Here is a 26,783-nt window from a genome sequence, read left to right on the forward strand (position 1 = left end):
CATTTTTTTATTTAAAAAATATATCTCTTCAATATCTCTTTCGTGGCTTCATCTGCAAAGGTTGCTTCCACGCTATTTAAGTAAATTTGCTTATAATCCTCAGCACTCATTTGGAATTCGTCACTTACTAAACCGCATTCCTTCGCCATCGTTGTATCCGATACTGTTCGATTGTCAGTATTTACGGTTACTTTTATTCCATCCTGGTGGAACGCATTGATTGGATGATCACTTAATTGATTTACGGCCTTTGTTTGAACATTACTTGTTGGGCACATTTCAAGGACAATTCCGTTTTCCTTCACGATGTCGTAGGCTTCCTCACAATCCCTGATAAACACACCATGACCAATTCTTTCTGCCCCTAACAACTCAACCGCTTCTAAAACATTTTTACCGATTCCGGTTTCTCCTGCATGAATGGTAACTCTGTATCCATACTCTCTCGCTAAAGCGATAGGTTCTACAAAATCATGGCAGAATCCCTCTACTTCAGAAGCACATAAATCGATGGCGACGACTCCTTTTCCAAGGAAGGCTCTCCCCTTTTCCACGACTTCAAATGCATCTTCCGCTGACATAGTTCGCATACATGAAAGAATGATATTTCCTTTTATATCAAATTGCGCTTCGGCTTCTCTCATCCCATCAATTACACTTTGAATGATTTCTTCGACCGTTAAACCCTTTGCCGTATGAAGTAATGGAGCAAATCGCACCTCCATATATTTCACATTTTCCTTGGCCGCATCTTCAAAAAGTTCAAACGTAATTCTTTTTAAATTTTCTTCTGACTGCATGACTACATTCGGTAACGCGAATCTTTTCAAATACTCATCAAGAGATTCACATTCCAGTGGAGCGATCAGATCCTTTTTAATCTCTTCCTTATCAAACGAAGGAAGTTCAATGCCCGCTCTCTTCGCAATATCTATAATCGTTTCCGGTCTAAGACTCCCATCTAAGTGGCAGTGAAGTTCTATTTTTGGTAATTGAGTAAAATTCATCTTATGATTCCTCCTAAATTTTCCATAAAAAAAATTCCTGATTACGAAGAAAATACAATCTTGTATCTTCTTCGTAATCAGGAATTATTGGTTCCTGGTAGAGACCTCCAAACCATATCATTGGAGTTATACGAAAAATGCTATATTTATTTACTTGCTATATTAGTATATTAGTAAAAGGGGTTTTCATTGTCAAGAGGAGACCACTTTTAAAGATGCAAGGCTTCCTCTTCCACTTTTTGCATAAATTCTTTCACAACCACATTATTACTCTTTTCACTGCCAAGCTTCAACATCGCTCTCCCGACAAAATTAACCCCTTTGTTCTGCCCTTGATAAATAAACCTTGTCTGTGTCTCATCAATTTTAAGTAAGGTAAATGTTAAGCTGATTTCAAAAGCTCTTCCCAATACAAATTGAATGGTCTTTAGCTTTTTGTTTGGTAAATTCTCATATGCTAATGTTTCAACAATGTAGGTTTCCACGCGCTTACCTTCACGATATTTTTGTTGATGCTTGGCTCCGACTTCTGCTTCCGTCTTTTCAATTAAGATATGTTCCTCCACTTTCGGCATTATTTTCTTAATATTTTCATCTAAAAACAAACTCCACACCGTTTCAATATTTGCTTTTATCGTCGTTTCTTCTTTCCATTGAATCATTCAGATTCCTCCTTCCCTGATGCAAGAAATTCATCGATCTCCTCCGTTTTCTGGTGAAGTTCTTCTATTTGCATCTGTATTTTCTCTCGTTTTTGGATCAGTAAAGCTTCTAAATTCGCGAAGGATTCATCCTCCATGACAGAAACCATTTCCTGTATCGTAAAGCCGAATCTTCGCAGTTTCACTAAGAGGATAGCGAGAAAATAACTTCCATCATCATAATAGCGGTAATTGTTCTGTGGATGAATGTACGCTGGTTCAAGTAGTCCTACCTCTGCGTAATATCTTAAAGTTTCTTTACTTAATCCCGTCATCTCAGCAAATTCACTAATCTTGTACATTTTCTCCCCTCCGCCTTTATCATAAACCGTGGGGTGCACCACACGGTCAATTATTTCTTTTCTATTTATTTTTACCATTATCCGATTTAAAAGAACCCTAGGCATAGATATCATATCCATGTCTAAAGATTTATTAAATAAAGCAAATCATATTGCAAGATAAATAAAAATAATTTTAAAGCCTGAATCCATGATTACTTGGTAATCTGGGTTTCAGGCTTTACTTTTTGGTAACTCATAATGTTTTAGAGTGTCTCATTCAACAGATATTTTCTTTAGTAGCAATATCCTTCACAACATCTTCTAATGTAACATTTTTTAAAACCTTCTCCATTGCGAATTGCGCCGAAGTGAATACTTGTTCTACTGTTTTCTGGATGTTCCTTCCTACTTTACAATCAGGATTTGGATTTTCATGTATGCTAAACAATTCTTTCTCTTGCACAACATCCACTGCCTTATAAATGTCGTACATTGTAATTTCAGTTAAGCTCTTTGCGAGTTTAGCCCCTGCTATACCTGGATGTACCTCAATCAGGCCCGCTTTTTTTAACATTCCCATTAGTTTTCTAACAACAGCTGGGTTTGTATTTATACTTGAAGCTAAGAGCTCAGAAGATGTTACTCCATTTTTATTTTCCTCAATTAGAGTCAGAATATGGATTCCGACAGCAAATCGGCTACTGATGGACATGTTGGTCACCCCACTATTAACAAATTGTTATATATTTTTTATTTTTTATCATGTAATTAGTTTGATTACAAGTTAATTATACCAAAACACTAATGAAAAATTAAATAGCACCCAATCTGTTGACAACTCAGTTACCTGTAACTATAATGATTACATGTAACTGAGTTAGTTACAAAACAAGAGGAGGAATAGAAATGAAAATTGGAATCATTGGTGCAAGTGGGAAAGCAGGAAGCTTAATTTTGAAGGAGGCTGTTAGTCGAGGCCATGAAGTGACAGCTATTGTAAGAGATGCGTCAAAGGTTGAAAGTCAAAACGTTGCCGTATTAGAAAAGAACATTTTTGATTTACTATCACTAGATATTAAAAAGTTTGATGTTATTATAAATGCTTTTAATGCTCCATTTGGTGAAGAACATCTTCATGTTGAAGCAGGGAAAGTTTTAATAGAAGCTCTTAAAGGTGCTGAGGAAACAAGATTAATTGTTGTAGGTGGTGCAGGAAGTTTATTTATCGATGATACAAAGACAGTACGAAAATTCGATACTCCTGAATTCCCTGAAGTATTTCTGCCAACTGCAAAAAATATGGGTAAAAACCTTGAAGAACTACAAACTACGAGTGGAATCCAATGGACGTATATAAGTCCAGCAGCATTTTTCGATGCTGAAGGTAAACGTACTGGAGCTTATCGAAAAGGTTCGGACCATTTAATCTTCAACTCAAAATCTCAAAGCTATATAAGCTATGCAGATTATGCTATTGCAGTAATTGACGAAATAGAAAATCCACAGCACTTAAACGAACGTTTTACTGTTGTTGGTGAAGCAGAGTAAGTTGTTTATAGTTCAGCTAATGAAAGATCAGGTCCTTTGAAAGGGAGTTTGATACTTTGAAGATAGGAATATTACGATATTATTCACCTTCGGGATGGGACCACTTATACAATTATTTTACTCAAAAATTCAATAGCTCTCAGGATCTTATCTAAACTGACTTATAAAGATTTCATTTCAACTTAATTTTGATACACTTGTTGAAGATAAATAACCTGTTATGAAAGGGTGTCAGGTGTGCTCAATTTTGAAATAAGAAGGCCACAAATCGAGGACAAGATTGCGTTAAATGTCTTTTTTAGAGCGGTTATTATAGATACGTTCACAAGAGAAGGAATTGGTGAGAAACTCGATGATATTGAGGCTGAAATTAACATAAAGAATCATTACCTAGAAACGGATTTCGCGAGTAATGGAGAGAAGCGATATTTCCTAATTGCCTTAACTGACGAGCAAATTATTGGTTCCATTGAATACGGACCGGCAAGCGAGCTGATTAATACTTGTACAAATAATGCTTTAATGGAGCTGCCGGAAATTGGTACCGTATTTGTCCACCCCGATTTCCAGAAAAAAGGAGTCGGGAATCAACTATTGAAGGCCATGTATGCTAGGTTACAAAATATAGGCATGGGTGAATTTTGTCTGGATAGCGGCTATCCCAGAGCACAAACCATCTGGAAAAAGAAGTTCGGTGAACCTGATTACCTTCTAAAAGATTATTGGGGCGAAGGGTTTGACCATATGATTTGGAGTGTCAGGTTCAACGGGATCAAAAAATAAAAAAGAGGGACTCAGCCCCCTCTTATATTTGGTCTTTAAGTTGTTGGTGAAGTTGCTCTGCAGCGAACAGTGCTTGTTTATCCTGAAGAATGTCACCTGGTTTGCTGCCTTTACCAATAAGGTAGCCGCCATATTCCATCCCCATAAAATCAAAGATATGCTTAAATTGCTGAATCATCGGCAGTCCTTTCAAATACGGCTGGTCACCCCCCACTGCAATGACATAGGCTTTTTTCGCAGCCATCGTTGCTTTGAAATCAGGGTAGTTGGCATCCCTCAATGACTGCGACCAGCGATCAATAAAGTTTTTCATCGACCCAGACATTGTGTACCAATAGATAGGCGTAGCAAATAGTAAAATGTCATGTGGCAAAATCCGATCAATGATGGAGTTATAATCATCGTTTCGATCCTGAAATCCCTCTGGTGAGTGGCGCATATCGATAATCGGCAGGATCGTATGATCTTTCAAGTAAATTCTTTCAGCGTCCATTCCTTGGATGACGTGATCTGCTAGCGTTTCCGTATTACCATTTGGACGGGTCCCCCCGTATAGAACAGCAATGGTCATTAATCATTACCCCTTTTCTGAATTCATGACTCCCGAATTTCTAAAATACCTCTTCCTCCTAAGTAGGCATGCCCCGTTCTTAGCGTTTCTATTGTTTGGAATCCATATTTTTGATAAACTTTCTCAATTTTTTCGTTAATCGGGAACACCCAAAGGTTTTCATAACCTTTCGCGACCGCCTCTATTTGTATATGACGAATCAGCTCTCCAATTAACCCTTTTCCCCGAAATTCCTCCAAGGTGGCGACACTTTCCATTCGCGCCTGCTTGCCATTGGCAAAAATACAGGCAGTGGCACAAGCGACTCCCTTATAGCGCAGGAGATAATGGATAAAGCTCGGATGATGAAATTCATGGTCAAAAGCTTTCTCCCTGACCACTCTTCCACCAAACTCCTTGATGCTGCATTCGATTTCCAGCGCCTCAGTATAGTTTTTTTCCACAACCATTTCAATCGTTACATCCTCATTATGTCCCTTTTCAATCACCTTGTGGTCCCACATTTGAATGGGGCTAACGAGCTCTTCGAAACCAAAATGATTAGCTTTTAATTGGGCAATCAATTCACGCTGTTCATCTAGGTTATAGAGATAAAATCTTGGAATAAGGCCTTCGGTTTGATAAAAATGAACCACTTCATCAATCACAACCTGTGGCTCTGGATAAAAATTTCGAATATGAGCATGATTGGCATCATAATAATCAGGTTGGTTTTCATTGCAAAATAAGCTTCCCCATCCCATGTCTGTTCGCGTCGTGAATGTTTCCAAATAAGCAAAATCCAAATCAAATATTTCATTTAACCGGTTCAACCAAGTTTCCCCCTTTATCTGTCTATTCAAATAATACTATATTTGGATCTTTCCTCATACTATGAACAAGCATAGCATGCAACTGTCCTCTATGATGATAGACATGAGATAATATTTCTAGCAGCCATTCCAATTTTGTATAGGTCGTACCCCAATAAGAAGGAAACGGTTGGTTCAGTTCCGTTTCATTTAATTTCAAATAATGGGTTTCTAGGGCCTGAAAATTTTCTAGCATCACAGCCTTGATCTCTGTTCTACTTTTTAAAGATACTGTCGAATAGAAATCTTGCATTTCCGTTTCTGTTCCCCCGTTTGAAATCAGTAAATCTGCCTTACAAATAACCGCAATATGGGCTAACAACTCCCCAACTGAGTGTTTATTGACGGTAGGTCTGACTTGTAAATCGGCTTCTTCTAAGGTATCGATCATCTGAATGGTTGTAGTTAAGGCGAATTTTATTTGATGCAAGACGCTTTGACAATACTTATCCATAGGTCCCCCTTTTTCTTACCTTGGTGAGATGACTTCCCATAACACTTCTTCATAAGAATGGCATCTCCTTCTTAAACTTCCTGGGCAATTATCAAAATTTCCTCATATAATTTAAAATGCTCATGGATCGTATCGCAGAATACACAGGAAACTGGCACTTTGAAAAATACATATAAGACGAGCAGTACATGGTAAAGGCGTCTACGTGACCCTTACTAGATATATTTTTATAAAACGGGCGCGTACAACTCCTCTACGTGACCTTACCTAGATATATTTCTATAAAACGGGCACGTTCAACTCCTCTACGTGACCCCTACCTAGTTATTTCTTCAAAAACGGGCACGTATAACTCCTCTACGTGACCCCTACCTAGTTATTTTTTCAAAAACGGGCACGCACAGTACCACCGCCCCCTTATGAAATGTCAATTTCACCCTTTTGATAAGTTATTTTGTTTTGTTATAATAGACTAATATTTTTTACAACTAAGGAGTTTTTTCATGAATTTTTCTGCCAAACAGATTGTCTTCATTAGTTTAATGTTATTTTCGATGTTTTTCGGGGCAGGGAACCTTATCTTTCCGCCATTTCTCGGGCTGTCAGCCGGGGAAAATCTATGGCCGGCACTAGCTGGATTTATTATTTCTGCCGTTGGTCTCCCGATTTTAGGTGTCATTGCTGTTGCGAAGGCGGGAAGTTTTCATCAGCTAAACCTACGAGTTCATCCCATTTTCGCCGTTATTTTCCCGTTTTTGATTTATATCGCAATCGGTCCTGGACTTGCCATTCCACGGGCAGGAAGTCTAGCTTTTGAAATGGGCGCAGCTCCATTCCTACCAGAAACTCTGGTAACATCACCTTTTACTTTGTTCGTTTATAGTATCGTCTTTTTTGGACTTGTTACATGGTTATGTATGTACCCTTCCAAGCTGATTGACCTTTTTGGAAAATTATTGACTCCGATTCTATTGGCTTTGATTGCGATTATTTTTGTAAAAAGCTTAATCGATCCTATTGGTTCCTTTAAATCAGCCACTGGGAACTATGAAGCAAACCCATTATTCCAGGGTGTGTTAGAGGGTTATTTAACAATGGATGCTTTGGCCGCTCTGGCATTTGGAATTGTCATTGCCAATACCTTGACCTCACAAGGAGTAGACGATGGTAAAAAAAGATCGTTATATATGATGTATGCCGGTCTAGGTGCAGGATTATTACTAACCGTGATTTATCTTATTTTAGGCTATTTAGGAGCTTCTAGTTCTTCCTTAGGACAAGCTGAAAACGGGGCAATTATTTTGTCCAACGTTATGACTTACTTGTTTGGAAAAAGCGGAACAGTGATATTAGGTGTTGTCTTTACGCTTGCCTGCTTCTGTGTGTCGATTGGTTTAGTGACATCCTGCAGCCAATTTTTCAACAATATGATACCTAAAATCCCCTATAAAATGTGGGTTATCATCTTAGCGGTCGTGAGTACAGCCATCGCTAACTTAGGATTAACACAAATCTTGCAAATTTCAGTTCCGATTCTTGGGATGATTTATCCAATTGCCATCGTTGTCATCTTCTTAGGACTATTTGATGATTTAATCAAACAAAATCGCTATATATATCGTACAGTAATCGGTATTGTCGCTATTTTTAGTATCGTGGATACAGTGAACAAATCATTCTTTGGAAATAGCATGCGCGGGGTCTTTGAAATCCTTCCTTTTTATACCGAAGGGCTAGGATGGATTCTTCCAGCACTGATCGGCTTACTGGTTGGATATTTAATTGGGATGGGAAAAGGGTCTTCCATTGTTCCTAAAACAAATAATTAGCAAATACGCCACAAGGGCATTTCCCTTTGTGGCGTATTTTATTAAATGCCTTCTCACTTACTTTAATTACAAAACGATTTATAAAGTTTCATTAACTATTTTCAATGTTCAAAAAATTGTAACATGTAAATAATTCAAAAATGAAATCGTTTTCAAAAGTAGAATGGGAGGAAGGCGAAATGAAGTTTAATATTAAAAGTCTTACAACTCAGGTCATTCTCGGAATCTTTCTTGGTATTTTGGTCGGCTTTGTGTTTCCGGAGATTGGCTCTCAGCTAAAGGTAATTGCAGATATTTTTATTAAACTAGTAAAAATGGTGATTGCTCCGATTATTTTCCTGACGATTGTCATTGGGATCGCGGGAATGGGAGACTTGAAGAAGGTAGGGAAAATCGGTGGGAAAGCGTTGCTCTATTTTGAGATTGTCTCCACAATCGCGTTAGCCATCGGAATTATTGTTGCCAACGTCATCAAGGCTGGGAAAGGGATTGATGCGGAAGCAGGCAAAGGCGATATCTCACAGTATACAGAGAAAGCAGCTGAAACCAGCCATGGTTTTATGGACTTTGTCCTATCCATTATTCCCGACAGCTTTATCGGTGCTTTTGCGAAAGGTGAACTCCTTCCAGTTCTCTTGTTGGCTATCTTATTCGGAGTTTCGCTCGCTCACTTAGGGAAAAAGGGCAAACCCGTTATCGAATTTTTTGAAAAGGTCGCTGATGTATTCTTCGGCATCGTCAATATTATTATGAAAGTTTCTCCTTTTGCGGCATTTGGTGCCATGGCTTATACAATCGGTGAGTTCGGACTAGAGTCATTATTCTATCTAGGTAAATTAATGGGCTCTGTTTATATTACAATGGCATTGTTTATTGTCTTAGTTCTTGGTGGAATTGCCAAAATGTTTGGATTCAGCATTTTCAAATTCATTGCTTATATTAAAGAAGAAATCCTCTTGGTAGTTGGTACTTCTTCCTCTGAAGCAGCCTTGCCAAAGATGATGGAAAAGCTTGAAAAATACGGCTGTTCGAAGCCTGTGGTAGGATTAGTGCTTCCAACTGGATATTCCTTTAATCTTGATGGAACTTCGATCTACCTTTCGATGGCAGCCTTGTTCATTGCTCAGGCTTACGGTGTTGACCTTAGTATAGCGCAGCAAATTACCCTGCTTGCTGTATTGATGCTAACATCAAAGGGTGCTGCCGGCGTAACGGGATCAGGATTTGTTACCTTAGCCGCCACTCTTGCCGTTTTCCCTTCGATTCCGGTAGAAGGAATGGCGCTGATCTTAGGTGTCGACCGCTTCATGTCCGAAGCCCGTGCAATCACAAACCTCATCGGTAACGGTGTCGCAACGGTAGTCATTTCAAAGACCGAGGGAGAATTCAATCCTGTTCATGAAGTTACTAAGAATAAAATTACTGCATAAAAGAAATGTGAGCCAGACTTAAATTTGGCTCACATTTTTTTATAGGAAACTATTTACTAGGTTGAGTTTGGCTTCCTTCAATTGATAGAAATAGACAGGTCTTCCAATCCCATAGGTTAAGGATTCTTCAAGGACACCCAAATCTGTTAAGAATTTCAAATACTTCCGGACGGAAACTCTTGATATATACGTACTCTCGGCAATATCATCCGTCGAAAATGGATTACTTCCTTTCGCTTGAATCACGTTCATAACGACCTGCAAAGTGCTGCTCGTTAATCCTTTCGGCAATGCACTCAAGTTTTCACCTATCTGTTTTGAATCCGTGCTAAGAATTCTTTCATCAAGACCCTCTTGAGTGACAACCGCACTTTGGGTAAAAAAGTGATATTTCTTTTGATACTGCATTAACGCTTGATTAAACCTTTCAAACTCAAATGGTTTGATTAAATAGTCAACTGCACCAAACCTTAATGCCGTTTGGATTTTATCTTTATCTGAAGCAGCGGTTATCAGAATGACATCGGTGTTGAGATTTTGTTCTCTAATAAATCGAAGCAATTCCAGCCCATTCGCCCCCGGCATATAGACATCTAGTAATATGAGTTCAACTTGCTCTCGTTTAAGATACTCCATTGCATCCTTTACGGTATGAACAAGACCGGCTAAACGGAATTCCTTTACTTCTTGAAGAAAACGCTTATTAAACTCAGCTACCATTGGATCATCTTCCACAATCAGCACCCGAATCATCTTTTCCACCCCTTCGCCTCATAAGGTATTCGTATATGAAATTCTGTTCCTAGTAAAATTTTCGAATCAACCTCGAACTCGCCGCCAAGCCTATCAATACTTTTCGAAACCAAATAGAGTCCAAAGCCGCGATTTTCCCCTTTTGTTGAATAACCTTTTTCAAAAATTTGCGTTTGTAATTCCGGAGAAATACCAGGTCCAGAATCTAGGACCTCGATTGTTAACCATTCATCTGTATAGTGAAGATTCACATCCAGCGTTTTTTCCTCTGTGTCAACCATTGCTTCCATCGCGTTGTCGATTAAATTACCGAGAATGGTAATTAATTCATGAGTGACCTGAGAATCCGCCGGCTCTGGAATGATCGTTTCACTATCAATCGAAAGCTCAACCTGTTCTTCCCTCGCATAGCTTAGTTTTCCCATCAGAAACCCTGCCAGTGCCGGGTCTTTAATCGACTGTGTAATCGTGCCGAGCTCTTGATTTCGATAGTTTACCAACGTACGAATATAATCTGATAGTTCATCATACACCTTCATTTGTACCATCCCCAGGATAACATGAAGCCGGTTCAAAAACTCATGAGATTGTGTACGAAGCGCCTCAGCATAAGTTCTTACCCCTGTTAATTGTTCTGCCAATTGATTAACCTCGGTTTTATCTCGGAAGGTGGAGATCGCGCCGACCACCTGGCCATTAACGACAAGTGGTACTCGATTGACGAGGATGGAAATCCCATTTATATTCTGTTCTTCATCCAGTTCAGGATTACCTGTTTGTATGACTTGATCCAACCGGGTTGATGGCAAATAATCATGAATATTCATTCCAACCGGCTCCTGAGTAAGACCAGCCTTTTGGAGAATTTGTAAGGCTGATTTATTAACTAAGGTAATCGTTGAATGTTGATCCACAGCGATGATTCCCTCATGAACAGACTGAAGCATCGTACTCCGCTCCTCGAGAATCTTGGCAATCGCAAACGGTTCGAGCCCAAGCAATATTCTTTTTATATACCTTGCAAGAATAATCGCACCGATGATGCCAATCAGCAACCCAAATGCCGTTACGACGAGAATGCTTTGATTACTCCGCCCAAGCGCTTTTTCAACACTTTCGAGTGAAATCCCAACAGCGGCAACACCTATTTGTTCACCTGTATCATTGTAGATTGGGGTAAAGGCACGGATCGATTCACCTAATGTTCCGCGAGAGGCTGAAATGTACACTTTTCCCTTAAGTGCCTCTTTTTCGTCTCCACCAACAAAATGCTCACCTATCTTTTCAGGATCGGGATGAGTCTTCCGTATTCCATCCATATCCATCACTACTATAAACATCATATTGGTAGAAGTTTGAATATCCATGGTATATTCTTGTAGTTCTTCTGCTTGGTGAGTGTTCTCGAACGCATTAATGACAATATGAGACTTTGCAACCGTTCTTGATACAATCTTCGCCTTCTCCTCTTGGTTAGCTCGAATATTTTCACTGACATCCCTGCTGATTAAATAGTCGGTAAAAATGAGCGAAGCAAGTACTACTAAACAAACGAAGAATATGATCACAGTACTTAATTTAAACTTGAACCTCGTATTGTACACGCGAAAACCCCCGGCATCCATATTCGCTTTTCCCTATTTACTTATTTTATCCTATTATTGCTAGTAATTTAAAAGAATGATTGTCTGTAATAGATAAAAAAAGTGGATGCCCCTCAAGTAAGGACACCCACTTCAAATTCTATTAAGAAAACCCTCCAACAAAAAGAGCCACTGCCAATGCGATTAAGATGAAAAGAATGATATAGCCAATTATGCTAATAATCGTAACAATCCATCCGATCAGTTTGCGGTCTGTTCTGATTAAATAAATCCCCATCGCAATCGCCCCAAAAAAGAAGCCAAGAATTCCCCATAGGATGGGGCTTTTTCCATGTTTGCGAGAATCAATCACTAAATAAACAGTGATGATAATATTTAAAGCCAGTCCAAAAAAACTTTCCAAATTAAACTCCCCTAACTAATAATGATAGTATTAAAATGAAATTATACCAGAAAATTCGGAGTTTAATGGGAAATTTTTTTATAAAATACAAGTTTTGGGGTAACCAGTTCATGCTTATAGACGTCATTTTGCTAGTTTCACAATATCCGTTGGCACTTTCTCTTTTTCCCTACTACCGCCTAATTTAAAGACGATGATGCCTGCAACAAATACCAACACCCCTGCCAGCCCGTTCAACGTAAAAGGGATCTTGTCTAAACCGAGCCAGCCAAATGAGTCCAATAATAAAGCTAATCCTAACTGGGATGTCATCGCAATCGATACGGCATACGTCGGACCTAACAGCCTGATCCCCTTGACGAAACAAGTAACGATTCCGACCCCGATAAAACCGCTAATCCAGTACCATGGCTGTATTTTTTCAAGAATAAAAAGTTGCTTCCCTTCAAACAGGAGTCCCATCATTAAAGAAGCCAGGAATCCTAACCCTAATACCAAGGTCGTCGTGGTCCACGAACCTACTCGCTCATTCACTTTACTATTAAAAATATTTTGCAAACCTACCAGCGAGCCTGCAGCAAGGGCAAACATGAAGCCAATCATCATATGCATAACTCTCCCATTCGGACAAAATTTTATTCATAAATATTCTCACGGGCACGCATCCTTAATCCTTCCGGGTCCTTAACAAGGATCATTCCTTTATTCCGCTCAAGTAGGCCCTCATAACAGAATTGTTTAATCACACGATTCAAATGCCGGTAACTGGTTCCAATTAAATTGGCTGTATCCATTAAACTATTTGTGTTGAGTTGCCCTTTAAAAAGAGAATCCTCTTCATCATAGGACATGGCTACTAGATAACTGGCCAAGCGGACTTCTACCGGATAGAACAAATGGAAGCTTAACGAATTAGATTTAGCCGATAACTTCCTCGTGATGATGTCCAATAAAAATTGCAGCAGTGGTGCATGATCACGTCCATATAGGTGCAACCACCGATATTCGATCCCAATCATCTGGATAGACGATATTGCTTCAACGGTGTTAATAATGTTGATATCTTGGACGTATTCTATATCTCCAATCACCTCAAGCGGTGTCTTGAACGAGAGAATGATCGTCCTTCCTTCCTCCGAGGTCGTGTAAATCTTAACCTTCCCCTTCACGAGCACATACAAAATCTCAGGACAATCTCCCTGGGAACAAACAAATTCTCCTGGTTCAAAGCTATAAAGGGATAGATACGGTAATAGTTGTTCATTAAAAATAGATCCAATTTGATGTGTGTGCAAATAATGATTTAATTTCTCCCGATCTTTTATTTCTTTCATTATTCTTTGACACCTCCGGTTGAACATCTTCAACCTATTAATACCTTAAAATGACCACACCCGCAATCATCATTCCGATACCAATGATTTGAGGCAGCTTCATTTTCTGCTTCTCTAGTCCAAACCATCCTTTACTATCGATGATAAAGGTCAGACATAGCTGGGAAATCAAAATCACAGAAACAGTTAGCGTGACACCAATCTTTTGAATGGCGATGATATTCCCAACAATAACAATTGCTGCATAGGCGCCGCCACTCAAATATAATGGCTTCACCTGCTTCATACTTTGCCAGTTACCATCACGGGCAATCAGTAATATAACCATAGCCAGGAGGAATCCAGCCAACTGGGTAATTGTTGTCGCTTGCCAAGTACCAATGTCTGCACTAATTCGAGCATTTACTACACCTTGGAGCGTAATAAAAACTCCTGCAACTAATGCAAAGAAACTCCCCTTCATACCTTCCACCTCAACTGAAAATATCTTTCTTTTATTAAAAGATATCTTTAGTTCCCTTGGAAAGGACATATGTCCTCAGCGGAAAAGTCAGACCTTTGTGGTAGTTAGTTTAAGTTTGATAGGCAGGATTGTTGATTAAGATTGTATGTTTGTACTCCATGCGGGCCAATTCCATTGGGAAAACGGAACAAATCAAAAAAGAAGCTTGGAATCCAAGCTTCTTTTCTTATTAAACAGCGACTGATGATACTTTCTTTGCAGCTTCTTTTACTTTTTCTAGACCTTCTGCAATAATCTTTTCTGCTTGATCCGGCATAGCATTATGACCTTCAATAATAACTTCGTCTACGATTTCCATACCGAATACTCCGCCAACAACGTTTTTAATATAAGTGGCTGCCATTTCCATTGGTGCTGTTTCTGGCGTTGAGTAAACTCCGCCTCGTGCACTAAGGATGATCGCCTTTTTGTCTGTCATTAATTGTACAAGCTGACCCTGCTCATTATATTTGAAGCTGAATCCAGCTTGGTAAACATAATCAATAAAGGTTTGTAATGGTGCAGGAATCGTTAAGTTCCATAGAGGGAATGCAAAAACAACTAAGTCAGCGGCCTTTAGAGCATCCATTGCTTTTTGTTTGGCAGCAAGAATTCTTTTTTCTAAATCTATCATTTCTTCACCAGATTGAGCTTTAGCAAAGGCGTTGAATAAATCTTGGCCAAAATAAGGCATGTCCTCAGCGAAAACATCAAATGTTGTTACATTCGTACCTTCAATATGCTCCATAAAAGTCTCATACATTTTACTTGATACAGCATCAGAAGCTGGTCGGTTGTTTGCTTTTACTACTAATACATTCATTATATATAAATCTCCTTTATCTTTAATTAAAGTATCTCGAACAAACAATATATTAATCTAATATATATTTCAACAATAATGCTCAAAACACAATTAAAGACCTAGATAGTCTATCAAACTATTATTCTGGACAAACTTTAGAACCATAGATAAAAGTAGTTCCATTTTCCTACTCTCCAGTCTTGTGATCAATTTAAAAAATAAACTATCGTATTATACGATGTAAGAAATTGTTAAATAACTAACAATATCTAACGGGTTGAAGGAAACACCTTTCGATTAATTTTCGGAACAACGCAAAACCTTACAACACTGTAAGGAAAGTGAAAGAAAACTCGATTTTTTGGAGATGAATTAGAGGATATACTAGTCACAAGTCAAAGGAATCGAAAGGAGTACTTGTAATGCTAACAGTGAAACAAGTAAGTAAGATTTATGAAGGAAAGATCGCCTACCGGGCGTTAACGGACATAGATTTAACGATTGAAGCCGGTGAATTTGTTGGAATCATGGGCCCATCGGGAAGCGGGAAAACCACGTTGCTGAATATGATTGCAACCATTGATGAACCGACCACAGGAGAAATCCTGATCAACGGCAGCAATCCACATACATTAAAAAAAGAGGAATTGGCAAAATTTCGACGACGCGAATTAGGTTTTGTCTTTCAGGACTTCAATTTACTTCATACCTTAACAGTGGAAGAAAATATTGTCTTGCCATTAACATTAGACGGGAAAAAAGTAAGAGAAATGAAGGAAAAAGCGTATGCAATAGCTGAAAAATTAGGGATAACAGGAATCCTAAAAAAACGGATATACGAAATATCGGGTGGTCAAGCGCAAAGAGCTGCTGTGGCAAGGGCGATGATCCATACACCTAAGCTATTATTAGCGGATGAACCAACAGGAAATCTTGATTCCAAATCCTCCAAAGATGTAATGGAAATGCTTGAATCCATCAATAAAAATGAGAAGGCAACGATGATGCTCGTCACCCATGATGCCCAAGCTGCGAGCTATTGTAATCGTGTGATCTTTATTCGTGATGGAAAGTTCTATTCCGAGATTCACCTTGGTGATAATCGCCAAGCCTTTTTCCAAAGGATCATTGATACACTTTCATTACTGGGAGGCGATGCACGTGACCTTTCGACAGTTCGCGTTTAATAACGTCATCCGTAATAAACGATTATATGCCGCTTACTTTCTTAGCAGTTTATTTACAGTCATGGTCTTTTTTACTTTTTCTATTTTTGCCCATCATCCGGTTCTAAGTGGTGAAGGTATGAACTTAAGTGTAACGAAAGGAATGAATGCGGCAGCGGGAATCATTTATGTATTTTCGTTCTTCTTTGTCCTATATTCGATGAGTTCATTTTTACAATCTCGAAAAAAAGAATTTGGCTTATTAATGATGCAAGGAATGTCAATGAAACAAATCAGGTTAATGGTGTTTTTAGAAAATATGTTCATTGGTTTTTTCGCCACATTAGGAGGAATTCTCCTCGGAGTTGTGTTTGCAAAGGCAATCTTACTATTAGCTGAGACTGTATTGATTATAGAAAGTGCGCTTCCATTTTATTTTCCAATGAAAGCCATCCTGATCACCTTTGTTTCCTTTATTATCTTATTTTTCTTTATTTCCTTATTCGTTACGTATATCTTGCGTAGTAAAAAGCTGATTGAATTAATTAAAGGGAATAAAATGTCTAAGGGTGAGCCAAAAGCAAATCTTTTCCTAACCGTAGCAGCCGTCCTCTTATTAGCAGGGGGATATACCGTATCCTTTCTCGTCAAAGGAACATTGGTTGTAGTGGCAATGGTACCAGTGATCATCGTTGTTTGTATCGGAACCTACCTGTTATTTACGCAATTAAGCGTGTTTATTATTAGAAGGTTAAAGAAGAACGAAAGTGTTTTTTGGTTTAAAACCAATATGCTGCTGTTTTCTGATTTAGCCTTTCGGATGAAGGATAATGCGCGGACTTTTTTCATGGTCGCGATGGTTTCCACTGTCGCCTTTTGTGCGATTGGTTCCTTATTCGGATTTCAAACCGTCCTGACTTCAGGCATAAAAAATGTGAATGCTACTGCACTTTCCTATAAAACCTATGAAATAGAAAATGAAAAACAGAATGTTGCGTTTATCAATCAGACATTAAAAGAAGAAAAGATTGAAACGGCTTCAGAGCATACTGTGCTCCGCTACTATAAATTTGGCGGGGACACCATTCTTATTAGTAATCAAACCGATTTTAATCGCTTTGCCGCACTCATTGGCGAAGATCCCATTGATTTAAAAGCTGGGCAAGCAATGGTAGTGGAATTCGAAGGGACTAACTTCGGGCAGCAAAAGGACTTACTGAATGAAACGATTCCACTTACTTCAGGTTCACCATTAAAACCAAAAGAAGTCATTCATTCAAAAGCCTTACCAGCATCAAGTTCGTATTTTATTGTGTCCGATGAAGACTTTAAAAAGCTTCCTGAACCAGAGGATCAACAAAGCTATTATGCTTGGGATATAATTGATGGAAAAGAAAGGTTAATGTCTGCCTCTGAAAAGTTATATAAGAAATTACCTAGATATGAAATTACCTCAGTAGACTATGAAATATATGAAATTATGAAAGTCTATGGCCCTATTTTATTTGTTGGATTATTTATCGGGATTGTCTTTTTTGTATCTGCTGGCAGCTTCCTATACTTCCGACTTTACATGGACTTGGATGAGGATAAACAAAAATTCAAGTCGATAGCCAAAATGGGGCTTACCAATAAGGAGCTGAAAAAAGTATTAAACAGACAAACCATGATTCTGTTTTTCGCACCAATACTCGTTGCTCTCATTCATGGAGCTGTAGCCCTAACTGCGCTGTCTAACCTGTTCTATTTCAACCTATTTAAAGAATCCGTTATGGTTCTAAGTGTTTTCTTAGCCATCCAGATTGTTTACTTCTTTATTGTACGCTTTTTCTATACGAAGCAGATTAGAGCGTCGATTTAAGAATACTAAGAACGAAAGGGCCAGACAGATCTGGCCTTTTTTTTATACTGTCTTTCATTTTCCACTTTCAAAAAATGGAAAAAAAGGGTAAAATCAAACACAATATAAAGGAGGGGTTAAGTGATGAACACACCAGACCAATGGAATCCAGGTTTATATGATTTGAAGCATTCATTTGTTTCAAAGTTTGGGAACGATTTAGTAGAGTTACTATCTCCTCAGAATGGTGAGCACATCCTTGACCTTGGCTGCGGTACAGGAGACCTTGCCAATAAACTGGCGGCACTCGGAGTAAACGTCCTTGGGGTCGATAACTCCGCAAATATGGTTCACCAAGCACAGCAGAAATACCCTAGCGTGAACTTTCGCGTTGCTAATGCACTGGAACTAAATTTCAACGAAGAATTTGATGCTGTTTTTTCTAATGCTACTCTACATTGGGTGAAGCCTCCAAGCCAAGCTTTAGCGGGAATTTATCGTAGTTTAAAGCCTGGCGGAAGATTTGTGGCGGAATTCGGCGGGAAGGGCAATGTCCAAAACATCACGGATGAGCTTATTCTGCAATTGAAAAATCATGGTCATACACCACCGTTTCCATGGTATTATCCGAGCATCGGTGAATATACCTCTTTGATGGAGCAGGCTGGTTTTCATGTTACCTTTGCCCACCACTTTGATCGGCCAACACCATTAGAAGGAGATCGCGGGCTGCGAAATTGGATTGAGATGTTTGCCAGTGGGTTCTTTGAAAGCGTGTCAGAGGCCAAGAAGGAATTTGTCCTCACAACAGTCGTAAACAACTTAAAGCCTCTTTTATATAAAAATGGAACTTGGCTGGCGGATTATAAGCGAATTCGCGTAATTGGCATCAAAGCCTTATAATTAAAATAGAAACAGCCTTTTAAGGAGGTGCTGCAAATTGAGAAATCAGTCTAGATTTCTGGATACTTCAGCCACTCATGCAAAGCCAAGTATTGGAAAGGCGATACTTTGCATGGGGCGAACTTTTTATTAATCAATCGCCCAGGTAAGTTTTTCATACATTTCTAATATGCGGCTTTGCACCTTATTTTCTCTATTTTAAAAATAAGGAGCTGGCAAGCATGAAATATGTAAATGCAAATAACATTCTACCTGAGAAACTAATTGAAGAAATTCAAAAATATATTCAAGGAGAGACCATCTATATCCCCAAGCCTGAGACTACCTATCGCAAATGGGGAAGCTGTTCTGGAGGCAGGAAATTCATTGACGAGCGTAACGCCTCGATTCGACGTGCTTTTAAAACGGGCAAAAGGATATCAGAATTAGCGGATGAACATTTCCTCTCCATCGAAACGATTAAGAAAATTGTCTATTCGAATAAGCAGAAGCACGGATGAGTTAAATCATCCGTGCTTTTTATGTAGAAATTGTTTCTCACCTATTCTCTACCTATAAAATGCTAAGATATTTCGATAAAATATTGTTGTGTAAGGAGGAATTTCTAATGACTGAAAAATTCATTAAAAATGATCAATATAATTTTATAAAAAACCAAGTCGCTTTAATCAAGGATAGCCAAAAGAAAAATTCCGACCCCACGGTGATTAAGGCAGTAAGAGAATTAGCGATTGCCAAGATCTATGAACTTTTTCCCACTTTAACCGCGGAACAAACCGAGCTGCTCGACCTTTCTAAATCGAAAACGGATGGTGAGCTCGATCAATACCTTCAACAACTTTCTCATCTTCTGATACCATTCGGTAAAATCACAGAACAGCAAGTGAAAAAGCTTTTTCCAAAGGTAAAGAAATTGAAGGTGCCAGATTTATCCTCATTTCAGGATATACCGTCCACCTACTTGAGTTGGACCGATATAAGTACGAATAAGAAGTTTATCGTATATGAACTCCATGAAAAAATGGTGGGTATTGAGTGCAAATACTCGTTGTTAAACAAAGACAATATCTGTTCGTTTTGCAATCGTTTCGGAAAGGTAGCTTTTATTTCAACAGTTACGAAAGCCAAAAAGAAGAAAAATCCCGATTACTATAAGGCAATTGGAAATTACATTTGCTTCGACAGCGAGGAATGCAATAAACGGATAACAGACGTATCCAATTTGACTACATTTTTAGAAACCTCTCTTCAGGAATAGCAAAAGCACGTTAGGTTAAATTGTCCTATTATGAACTCTTTTCGATATGAAGATAAAAAGCCTGATTCCATCGCGGAACCAGGCTATTATTCTTCCTATTTATTTTTCAAAAATCGCATTGGATAGGAGGCGGAATAGATAATCCGTATGATCACGGAAGCCTGCTTCTAGTCCAATCAAGGTAACGTCTTTATCCTTTTCTTTCACGATGACAGCCTGGCCCTTGGCATTACTGTTATTTCTCCAATGACCGGCAACAAAGAAATCATCTGCGTTTGCGATATTGGCGACTACTTCATCATTACTTGTACCTGTATACCAGACTGGGCGGTAGACAAAACCTAGGTCATTCTGATGATAACCAGCTGTTAAGCCAGATTCCTGATAGTTGACCTTAACAATGCCGTTACTGTTAGAGCCGCCAGTATTAATGATGTCATCCGTCAGCCCAAGTGTTTTCGTGGCTCTGGATGCTCCAGCACCAACTGCAATATATTTACCGCCACTGCTCACAAAGCTGGTAACATTGGCTTTGAAATCATTGAGTTGAGCGGCATTTTGGAAACCAAATTCTTTATTGGCTGCAGGTAAATTTGTGGAAATAAGACTTTCGGTTCCACTATAGACAAACACATCAAAACCAGCAAGACCGTTTTGAGCAACTTCAACCGGTGTCAGCTCTGTCACGTCATAACCAAGTCTTTTTAGTGCAAGCTTTGTGCCGCTGTGAGATTGGACTTTCCCCATGCCTCCATCCTTCAAAATGGCTACCTTTAATGTAGTAAGTTCTACCGCATCTGAAGCTGCATTCGCTACGGACTCGACCTTCAAGCCAGATGCTTTCACTGCCGCTGAAATGTTGTTGGCTGCAGCTTCAACTAAGAAATCGCCATTCGTGTCCCTCTTGACAGTTACTCCTTGCTTAAGCAAAGTATTGACTAGGTTGACTGCTTTAACAGAACTGTTTTGGATCAAGAATGGACCCTTTCCAGAAATCGATCCCTGCTCGCTAATTTGGTTTACCTTTGTCGCTGTAACTTTAACCGAACTTTCTACAGCTACCGCCTCAAAGCCCCAAAGCTCTGGCAGGCTCCATGCGGAAATATCGTACATTGAAGTTGTGTCGTTCGAGATGTCTTCTCCATCCCATAGCATCGTATTGGCTAACCCTGCCTTTGCTTGGTCCATTTTTACAAGATAAGTACCTTTCGGATAGGTTTTCCCTTCGGCTTCAAAAGCTTTTGCAGCCTGAACGACTTCAATATCATTGTTTAGTAAATGATTAACTGCCTTGTGTGTAACAGTTGGGTCTTTCTCATCTACTGGCAGGATATAGGCATTCGGGAAGAAGCCCTCTTCATGGTATGGATGATCAAAGTTGATTCCGCGTTTAAACATTTCAATTTGGTCGGCAATCATTTCCTGCTTGTTTTCTGTGGCAAACTTCAATGCACCCATTATGGCATTATACTGCCAGCGAACTCCATCCCAATCATTGGTTGGTGCTTCAAGTGTATGACCGTAGGCACCATGATACATCGCATACATTGGGGTGAAAATTGGCGGATAATCGTCCCAGCCTTCAGCATCATCGCGCTGTGGAACATAGGCACCGACCATATCTTTATAGAGGCTGCCTGTATAGCTTGCCTTATCTCCCATGATTTCTGCTTCCATCGCTTCAGCTTGGCCATAAGCCCACTTATTGTAAAGATCGTACTCATAATTTGGATTATGCGGCGGAGTACATGGCTCAATCAATCCCTGCATATTCGGTGCATAATTTTTAACATATCCGTGTGTATCAAGAAACACCATCGGGTTCCATTCTTTAATCAATTCAACGGTTTCTTTCGTTTCCGGCTGTGACTGCGTGATAAAATCACGATTCAAGTCGATTCCCTCACCATTAAAACGGGTTGCATCAACACGCCCGTCAGGATTTTGCACGACGTTAAAAATTAAAATGTTATTGGCTAAAATGTTTTTTGTTACTTCATCATTTTGGGTCGCAAAACGTTCAATCAGTTGAAGAATGGCATCGCTTCCTACGAACTCCGTTCCATGAATCGAACCATTGATCATGATTGGTACTTTAAAGTCCGAATTGCTGGCAATCCAATCCTGGGCTTTGCCCGGATTTTTAAACATTTGTTTTCTTAAAGACTGGATTTTTCCAAATTTCCCTTGTGTGGTTGGATCCGCAATCGTAACAACATACAGCGGATGACCATCGGCGGACGTGCCTCGCACTTCCACTTTCACACGGTTAGATTGTTTCTCTATCTCTTTCAATTTTGCATTGATTTGCGAGAATTTGACAAAGTCATAGTTTTCACTATTAAACAAGCTTCCGTCCTGTTCCTCGTAGACATTGACGTTTGTCCACTTTGGCGACTCAGCAAAACCAGCAGTCAAAGGAACAGAGGTTAATAATCCAAATACCAAAAGACCAGCAACCTTATTCTTTTTCATCTTTTCCCCCACCTTTTCATAGATATAAAATTACTAACTTTTGCGAGACTATCTTTTCATTTCTATGTATGGTCATTCCAGCCTTCATTTTAGCAAACTATTACAAATCGATAAAACACAAAATTCCGACTATTCAAGATATATTTCGACGCAAATTTCAATTAATCTTCCTTTAACATCCCCTAAAGCCCAAAAGGTTTAAGAAACTAATTAAAATAAACGAAAACAATGTCGTATAAGAAAGAATAATATATGGCATATGTGAACTTCATCATGTTGTATTTGAAATCACCATTCCGAACTAATACCAAAAATTGCAAAAACCCTATCCTATCCTATATGGGACGATCGATTAACATTGAAAGAAAAATAAAACATGAGCCAACGATTTCGCTCATGTTTTTACCATTTTAACATTCCTTATATTCTTTTGGTGGTGTCACCCTGGATTAACTCCACATCCACGATAGTGTTATTGATTTCCTCTTTATCCTTTTTTTCAATCAAGCCCAATAATGTGTTCATTAGGACTTTCGCCATTCTTTGAATAGGTTGCGCAACGGTTGTTAATCGAGGAATTTGTAACATTTTCGTAAAAGTATGATTGTCATAACCTACGATTTGCAATTGATCGGGTACTTTCATTCCATTCTGAGTTGCGTAAATATAAAGAGCATAGGCTACAATATCATTACTACAAAATACTCCGTCAAAATCGTTTAAATATCTTTTGACATCTTTATTAATAAAATCCCAATAATAATCGAACGTTAAACCATTCAGGGCTCCCTCTATCATTTGGTAAGGGACGTCATATTTCATACAAGTATGCCTGAAACCATCCGCGCGTCTATTTGACAGAACATCAAGCTCCAATGGACCGGATATATGAAGTAATCTCTTACATCCCCGCTCAATTAAATGCTTAGCAGCTATTTCACCACCGCGAAAATTGTCCGACCCCACATATGGATGATCATTAGAAATGACTCGATCAAATGAAACAATGGGTAAGGAAATATTTTTATAAACCTCAACATCCAGAGTATGACTGCCCATGATAATCCCATCTACTCTGTTTTGCCTAAGCATATTCAAGTATTTCTCCTCTTTTTCTGCATCTCCTAAAGAGTTGCATAGCAGGATTTTATAATCAAGTTCATTTGCATACGTCTCAATATATTTAATTAAGTCAGAAAAAAAAGGATGATTAGAATCCGGTACGATAACCCCAAGAAGATAGGACTGATTTTTTTGTAGTGCTCGGGCAAGCTGATTGGGCTGGTAATCGATTTCAGCCATTGCCTTAAGGACCTTATCGCGAGTTTCTTTGCTTATATAACCTCTATCATTAAAAACTCGTGAAACAGTTGTTACTGAAACACCTGCTTTTTTTGCAACATCCTTAATATTTGCCATTGTTTTACTCCTTCTGAACTACAAATGTCAATATAAGTTTATTGCAAATCGCTTTAAGAAGAAAGTGATTTATTATTATTTCTCCACTCATATAGGAAAACGTTAACACAAAAATTAGTGCATTTTATAAAAAAACGAATGTATACTCTCTACTCTTTACCAAATAGAGGAGTTAAAACATGAAAAAATTAGGATTTGATAACTAAATGTAACAAAAAATTTGAATTTTTCAATATGAAAACGTTTGACATATCATTCAGGTAAGGAGTAAAATCTGATTGTAAATACTTTCTAATATCCATGTAATTAACAACGCATCAAAACAACTGTGAATTAGTAGAAACATAGACTGTGGAGGAAAAAGAAGTTGAAGTTTAATCAGCAGCTAGATATTCCGATAAAAAATTACGACATCTTAACAGTTGGGGAAATTCTTATTGACATGATTTCAGCTGATTATGATGATCACATCCAATGTAATACGTTTCATCGATTTTTCGGGGGATCACCCTCCAATATTGCGATGAACGTTAAAAAATTGGGAATCAAACCTCTTGTTGCCTCGGCTGTGGGGAATGATGGTTTCGGAACTTTTTTACTCAACCAATTACAAAATGAAGGCATTGATACAAAATTAGTCCAGCGAGTAGATGAACCAACAAGTATGGTAGTCGTATCAAAAAGCAAAGCAACCCCGGTCCCTATTTTTTATCGTGGGGCAGATTATCATTTATCCTATACACCTAAGCTTGAAGAAGCTATACATCATTCCAAAATTCTACATCTTTCCTGCTGGCCGATTTCAAGGCTGCCGATTCGTCATACGATTGAAAGACTCTTGGTAGAGGCAAGAAAAAGTCATTCCTTGATTTGTTTCGACCCAAATTATCACCCTATGATTTGGAAAAAAGGCGAAGATGGTGTTGAATATGTGAAATCCATCATACGAAAAGTGGATATTGTTAAGCCCTCTGAAGATGATGCTGAGAGATTATTTGGAAAAGATACGCATGAAAAGCAAATTCAAAAGTTCCTACAGCTTGGAGCAAAGCTTGTGATCATGACAGTTGGTAAAGATGGCTCTATCGTTTCCAATGGTGCCGAAACACTCAGATTTGACTCATTAGCAACAGAAGTAGTGGATACGACAGGTGCAGGAGATGCATTTTGGTCCGGCTTTTATACAGCCGTCATAAAAGGCTATACCATTAAAGATGCCTTAAACTTAGGAATGGCAGTCAGTGCCTATAAATTAAAATTTTTTGGTGCAGTTGTCGATCTTCCAAAGCTTGAAACAATTAAAGACTTGTATGGACTGTAGGAGGCAATAAAATGGCAGTGAAGAATCAAGTTCAGTTAATTACCTATCCAGACTCTCTAGGTGGGGATTTAAAGGCACTCAATCAAATTCTATTACAATATTTTTCTGATATCTTTAAAGGCGGAGTTCATATATTACCTCCCTTCCCTTCCTCTGGGGATCGGGGTTTTGCACCAAAGACTTACTTAGATATTGAGCCCACCTTTGGTACTTGGGATGATATTCGAAACATTGGTGCCAACTTCGATGTTCTAGTAGACTTAATGGTCAATCATATTTCCCAGCAGTCTGTATATTTTCAGGACTTTCTTAAAAAAGGCAGAACATCCGAATATGCTGATCTTTTTATCACCTTAGATAAGCTTTGGGAGGATGGGAAACCTCTTCAAAACGATATTGATAAAATGTTTCTACGAAGAGCTGTGCCATATTCTACCTTTACTATTGAGGAAACAGGAGAAACAGAAAAAGTTTGGACTACCTTTGGTAAAACCGACCCTTCTGAACAAATTGATTTGGATATTCATTCAGAAAGGGTAAAACAGCTGCTCACGGATTTCTTTATCAATTTTAAAAAGCAAAATGTAAAAATCGTAAGACTAGATGCGGTCGGGTATGTGATCAAGAAACTGGGGACGAGCTGCTTCTTTGTCGAGCCTGAAATTTATCAGTTTCTAGATTGGATCATAAAGCTAGCCAAATCAGTAGATATCGAATTACTCCCTGAAGTCCATAGCCATTACACCCTTCAATATAAGTTAGCTGATTATGGTTGCTGGATTTATGACTTTATTCTTCCCTATCGTGTTCTTGAAACCTTATTTAACAAGAATAGTAGGCATCTAGTTTCTTATTTAAAGAATCGCCCACACAAGCAATTTACGATGTTGGATTGTCATGATGGTATTCCAGTAAAACCTGATCTCGATGACTTGATTGACGAGAAGGAAGCAAGAAAAATAGTCGATACCTGCCTAGAAAGAGGATCAAACCTTAGTTTGATTCTATCTGAGGAGCACAAGGCAGATGATGGTTTTGATGTTCACCAAATTAGAGGGACTTTCTATTCCATCCTTAATCATGATGATGATGCCTATCTAGCTGCTAGGGCTATTCAATTTTTTGCACCAGGAATACCGCAAGTCTACTATGTAGGTCTGCTCGCAGGAGAAAATGACTACGATCGGGCTGAAGTAACGGGAGATGGGCGTGAACTCAACCGTCACAATTATGATATGGAAGAAATTGAACAATCGCTAAAGAAAGAAGTCGTACAGCGCTTATTAACTCTGATTAGATTTAGAAATGAATATGATGCTTTTAATGGGGAGTTTAGCGTTCTGGATTCTGCTGAGGATAGAATTCAACTTTCATGGCAAAAAGAGAATAGCAACTGTACATTATTTATTGACTTAAATACATACAAGTCAGTTATAAGCTATATCAATGAAGTTGGGGAAACAGTTCAATATATTATTTAACCATATAAAAGACCTAATCTTACAACGGATTAGGTCCTGAATGAAAAACGGCCAACACTGC

At 38.6% G+C, this 26,783-nt stretch carries 27 protein-coding genes and 1 riboswitch; of the genes, 11 read left to right on the forward strand and 16 right to left on the reverse strand.

Features of this window, described 5'->3' with window-relative positions:
* Positions 1-11 precede the first annotated feature (11 nt).
* The 4 genes from add to ACWM35_RS20765 all read right to left on the reverse strand — a co-directional run bounded on the left by add (position 12) and on the right by ACWM35_RS20765 (position 2,704).
* Positions 12-1,007: an adenosine deaminase gene (gene add / locus ACWM35_RS20750; RefSeq protein WP_454820797.1), complete on the reverse strand. Its 996-nt coding sequence runs from the start codon at positions 1,005-1,007 to the stop codon at positions 12-14.
* 54 nt (positions 1,008-1,061) lie between these two features.
* A riboswitch (purine riboswitch) is annotated at positions 1,062-1,161 on the reverse strand.
* A gap of 55 nt (positions 1,162-1,216) precedes the next feature.
* Complete coding sequence (locus ACWM35_RS20755) at positions 1,217-1,669, reverse strand: SRPBCC family protein (protein WP_454820798.1); 453 nt, start codon at positions 1,667-1,669, stop codon at positions 1,217-1,219.
* Complete coding sequence (locus ACWM35_RS20760; protein ID WP_454820799.1) at positions 1,666-2,010, reverse strand: MerR family transcriptional regulator; 345 nt, start codon at positions 2,008-2,010, stop codon at positions 1,666-1,668. Before ACWM35_RS20760 ends, ACWM35_RS20755 begins: the two co-directional genes overlap by 4 nt.
* Before the next feature lie 259 nt (positions 2,011-2,269).
* Entirely contained in the window at positions 2,270-2,704 is a 435-nt protein-coding gene (locus ACWM35_RS20765) for an Rrf2 family transcriptional regulator (RefSeq protein ID WP_454820800.1), read from the reverse strand.
* A 194-nt stretch (positions 2,705-2,898) separates the two neighbouring features.
* On the opposite strand from ACWM35_RS20765, the gene ACWM35_RS20770 reads away from it, so the two are divergent.
* Positions 2,899-3,540, forward strand: coding sequence for an NAD(P)-dependent oxidoreductase (locus tag ACWM35_RS20770; protein WP_454820801.1), 642 nt, complete (start codon positions 2,899-2,901; stop codon positions 3,538-3,540).
* 237 nt (positions 3,541-3,777) lie between these two features.
* Entirely contained in the window at positions 3,778-4,323 is a 546-nt protein-coding gene (locus tag ACWM35_RS20775) for a GNAT family N-acetyltransferase (RefSeq protein ID WP_454820802.1), read from the forward strand.
* Positions 4,324-4,345: 22 nt separating this feature from the next.
* On the opposite strand, the gene ACWM35_RS20780 is transcribed toward ACWM35_RS20775, so the two are convergent.
* Genes ACWM35_RS20780 through ACWM35_RS20790 form a run of 3 tightly spaced genes read right to left on the reverse strand, consistent with a single transcriptional unit; the run spans position 4,346 to position 6,199 of the window.
* On the reverse strand, positions 4,346-4,894 hold the full coding sequence (locus ACWM35_RS20780) for a flavodoxin family protein (protein ID WP_454820803.1): 549 nt from the start codon (positions 4,892-4,894) through the stop codon (positions 4,346-4,348).
* A 23-nt stretch (positions 4,895-4,917) separates the two neighbouring features.
* Positions 4,918-5,706 (reverse strand): GNAT family N-acetyltransferase, encoded by a 789-nt coding sequence (locus tag ACWM35_RS20785; protein ID WP_454820804.1) that lies wholly within the window; start codon positions 5,704-5,706, stop codon positions 4,918-4,920.
* 22 nt (positions 5,707-5,728) lie between these two features.
* Positions 5,729-6,199: a DinB family protein gene (locus tag ACWM35_RS20790; RefSeq protein ID WP_454820805.1), complete on the reverse strand. Its 471-nt coding sequence runs from the start codon at positions 6,197-6,199 to the stop codon at positions 5,729-5,731.
* Between the two features lie 503 nt (positions 6,200-6,702).
* Between ACWM35_RS20790 and brnQ the strand changes: the two genes are divergently transcribed.
* Positions 6,703-8,028 (forward strand): branched-chain amino acid transport system II carrier protein, encoded by a 1,326-nt coding sequence (gene brnQ / locus ACWM35_RS20795; protein WP_454820806.1) that lies wholly within the window; start codon positions 6,703-6,705, stop codon positions 8,026-8,028.
* Between the two features lie 179 nt (positions 8,029-8,207).
* Positions 8,208-9,458, forward strand: a complete 1,251-nt coding sequence (locus tag ACWM35_RS20800) for a dicarboxylate/amino acid:cation symporter (protein ID WP_454820807.1) — start codon at positions 8,208-8,210, stop codon at positions 9,456-9,458.
* A gap of 39 nt (positions 9,459-9,497) precedes the next feature.
* On the opposite strand, the gene ACWM35_RS20805 is transcribed toward ACWM35_RS20800, so the two are convergent.
* From ACWM35_RS20805 to ACWM35_RS20835, 7 genes are all read right to left on the reverse strand, one after another.
* Positions 9,498-10,211 carry a response regulator gene (locus ACWM35_RS20805; protein WP_454820971.1) on the reverse strand — a complete coding sequence of 238 codons (714 nt, stop codon included), beginning with the start codon at positions 10,209-10,211 and terminating at the stop codon, positions 9,498-9,500.
* A complete protein-coding gene (gene dcuS / locus ACWM35_RS20810; protein ID WP_454820808.1) occupies positions 10,208-11,815 on the reverse strand; it encodes a DcuS/MalK family sensor histidine kinase in 1,608 nt (535 codons plus the stop codon). The genes ACWM35_RS20805 and dcuS overlap by 4 nt, the downstream gene beginning before the upstream one ends.
* Before the next feature lie 142 nt (positions 11,816-11,957).
* On the reverse strand, positions 11,958-12,218 hold the full coding sequence (locus tag ACWM35_RS20815; protein WP_454820809.1) for a hypothetical protein: 261 nt from the start codon (positions 12,216-12,218) through the stop codon (positions 11,958-11,960).
* A 123-nt stretch (positions 12,219-12,341) separates the two neighbouring features.
* Positions 12,342-12,824 carry a DMT family transporter gene (locus ACWM35_RS20820; protein ID WP_454820810.1) on the reverse strand — a complete coding sequence of 161 codons (483 nt, stop codon included), beginning with the start codon at positions 12,822-12,824 and terminating at the stop codon, positions 12,342-12,344.
* A gap of 29 nt (positions 12,825-12,853) precedes the next feature.
* Complete coding sequence (locus ACWM35_RS20825; protein ID WP_454820811.1) at positions 12,854-13,552, reverse strand: Crp/Fnr family transcriptional regulator; 699 nt, start codon at positions 13,550-13,552, stop codon at positions 12,854-12,856.
* Positions 13,553-13,589: 37 nt separating this feature from the next.
* Complete coding sequence (locus ACWM35_RS20830) at positions 13,590-14,015, reverse strand: DMT family transporter (RefSeq protein WP_454820812.1); 426 nt, start codon at positions 14,013-14,015, stop codon at positions 13,590-13,592.
* Positions 14,016-14,244: 229 nt separating this feature from the next.
* A complete protein-coding gene (locus ACWM35_RS20835) occupies positions 14,245-14,877 on the reverse strand; it encodes an FMN-dependent NADH-azoreductase (protein WP_454820813.1) in 633 nt (210 codons plus the stop codon).
* 404 nt (positions 14,878-15,281) lie between these two features.
* Between ACWM35_RS20835 and ACWM35_RS20840 the strand changes: the two genes are divergently transcribed.
* From ACWM35_RS20840 to ACWM35_RS20860, 5 genes are all read left to right on the forward strand, one after another.
* Positions 15,282-16,046 carry an ABC transporter ATP-binding protein gene (locus ACWM35_RS20840; protein WP_454820814.1) on the forward strand — a complete coding sequence of 255 codons (765 nt, stop codon included), beginning with the start codon at positions 15,282-15,284 and terminating at the stop codon, positions 16,044-16,046.
* On the forward strand, positions 16,021-17,886 hold the full coding sequence (locus tag ACWM35_RS20845; protein ID WP_454820815.1) for an FtsX-like permease family protein: 1,866 nt from the start codon (positions 16,021-16,023) through the stop codon (positions 17,884-17,886). Before ACWM35_RS20840 ends, ACWM35_RS20845 begins: the two co-directional genes overlap by 26 nt.
* 123 nt (positions 17,887-18,009) lie before the next feature.
* A complete protein-coding gene (locus ACWM35_RS20850; protein WP_454820816.1) occupies positions 18,010-18,768 on the forward strand; it encodes a class I SAM-dependent methyltransferase in 759 nt (252 codons plus the stop codon).
* 221 nt (positions 18,769-18,989) lie between these two features.
* Positions 18,990-19,268 carry a CD3324 family protein gene (locus ACWM35_RS20855; RefSeq protein WP_454820817.1) on the forward strand — a complete coding sequence of 93 codons (279 nt, stop codon included), beginning with the start codon at positions 18,990-18,992 and terminating at the stop codon, positions 19,266-19,268.
* Between the two features lie 107 nt (positions 19,269-19,375).
* Positions 19,376-20,026 (forward strand): FusB/FusC family EF-G-binding protein, encoded by a 651-nt coding sequence (locus tag ACWM35_RS20860; RefSeq protein ID WP_454820818.1) that lies wholly within the window; start codon positions 19,376-19,378, stop codon positions 20,024-20,026.
* Between the two features lie 99 nt (positions 20,027-20,125).
* Here the strand turns inward: ACWM35_RS20860 and ACWM35_RS20865 are convergent, their stop codons facing one another.
* Together ACWM35_RS20865 and ACWM35_RS20870 are read right to left on the reverse strand one after the other, a co-directional pair.
* Positions 20,126-22,501, reverse strand: coding sequence for a M14 family zinc carboxypeptidase (locus tag ACWM35_RS20865; protein WP_454820819.1), 2,376 nt, complete (start codon positions 22,499-22,501; stop codon positions 20,126-20,128).
* A gap of 420 nt (positions 22,502-22,921) precedes the next feature.
* Entirely contained in the window at positions 22,922-23,920 is a 999-nt protein-coding gene (locus tag ACWM35_RS20870) for a LacI family DNA-binding transcriptional regulator (protein WP_454820820.1), read from the reverse strand.
* A gap of 367 nt (positions 23,921-24,287) precedes the next feature.
* Between ACWM35_RS20870 and ACWM35_RS20875 the strand changes: the two genes are divergently transcribed.
* Both ACWM35_RS20875 and gtfA read left to right on the forward strand, forming a co-directional pair.
* Positions 24,288-25,241 carry a carbohydrate kinase family protein gene (locus ACWM35_RS20875; protein ID WP_454820821.1) on the forward strand — a complete coding sequence of 318 codons (954 nt, stop codon included), beginning with the start codon at positions 24,288-24,290 and terminating at the stop codon, positions 25,239-25,241.
* A gap of 11 nt (positions 25,242-25,252) precedes the next feature.
* Positions 25,253-26,722, forward strand: coding sequence for a sucrose phosphorylase (gene gtfA, locus ACWM35_RS20880; protein ID WP_454820822.1), 1,470 nt, complete (start codon positions 25,253-25,255; stop codon positions 26,720-26,722).
* Positions 26,723-26,783: the final 61 nt, after the last annotated feature.

The organism is Neobacillus sp. K501 (assembly GCF_053749995.1).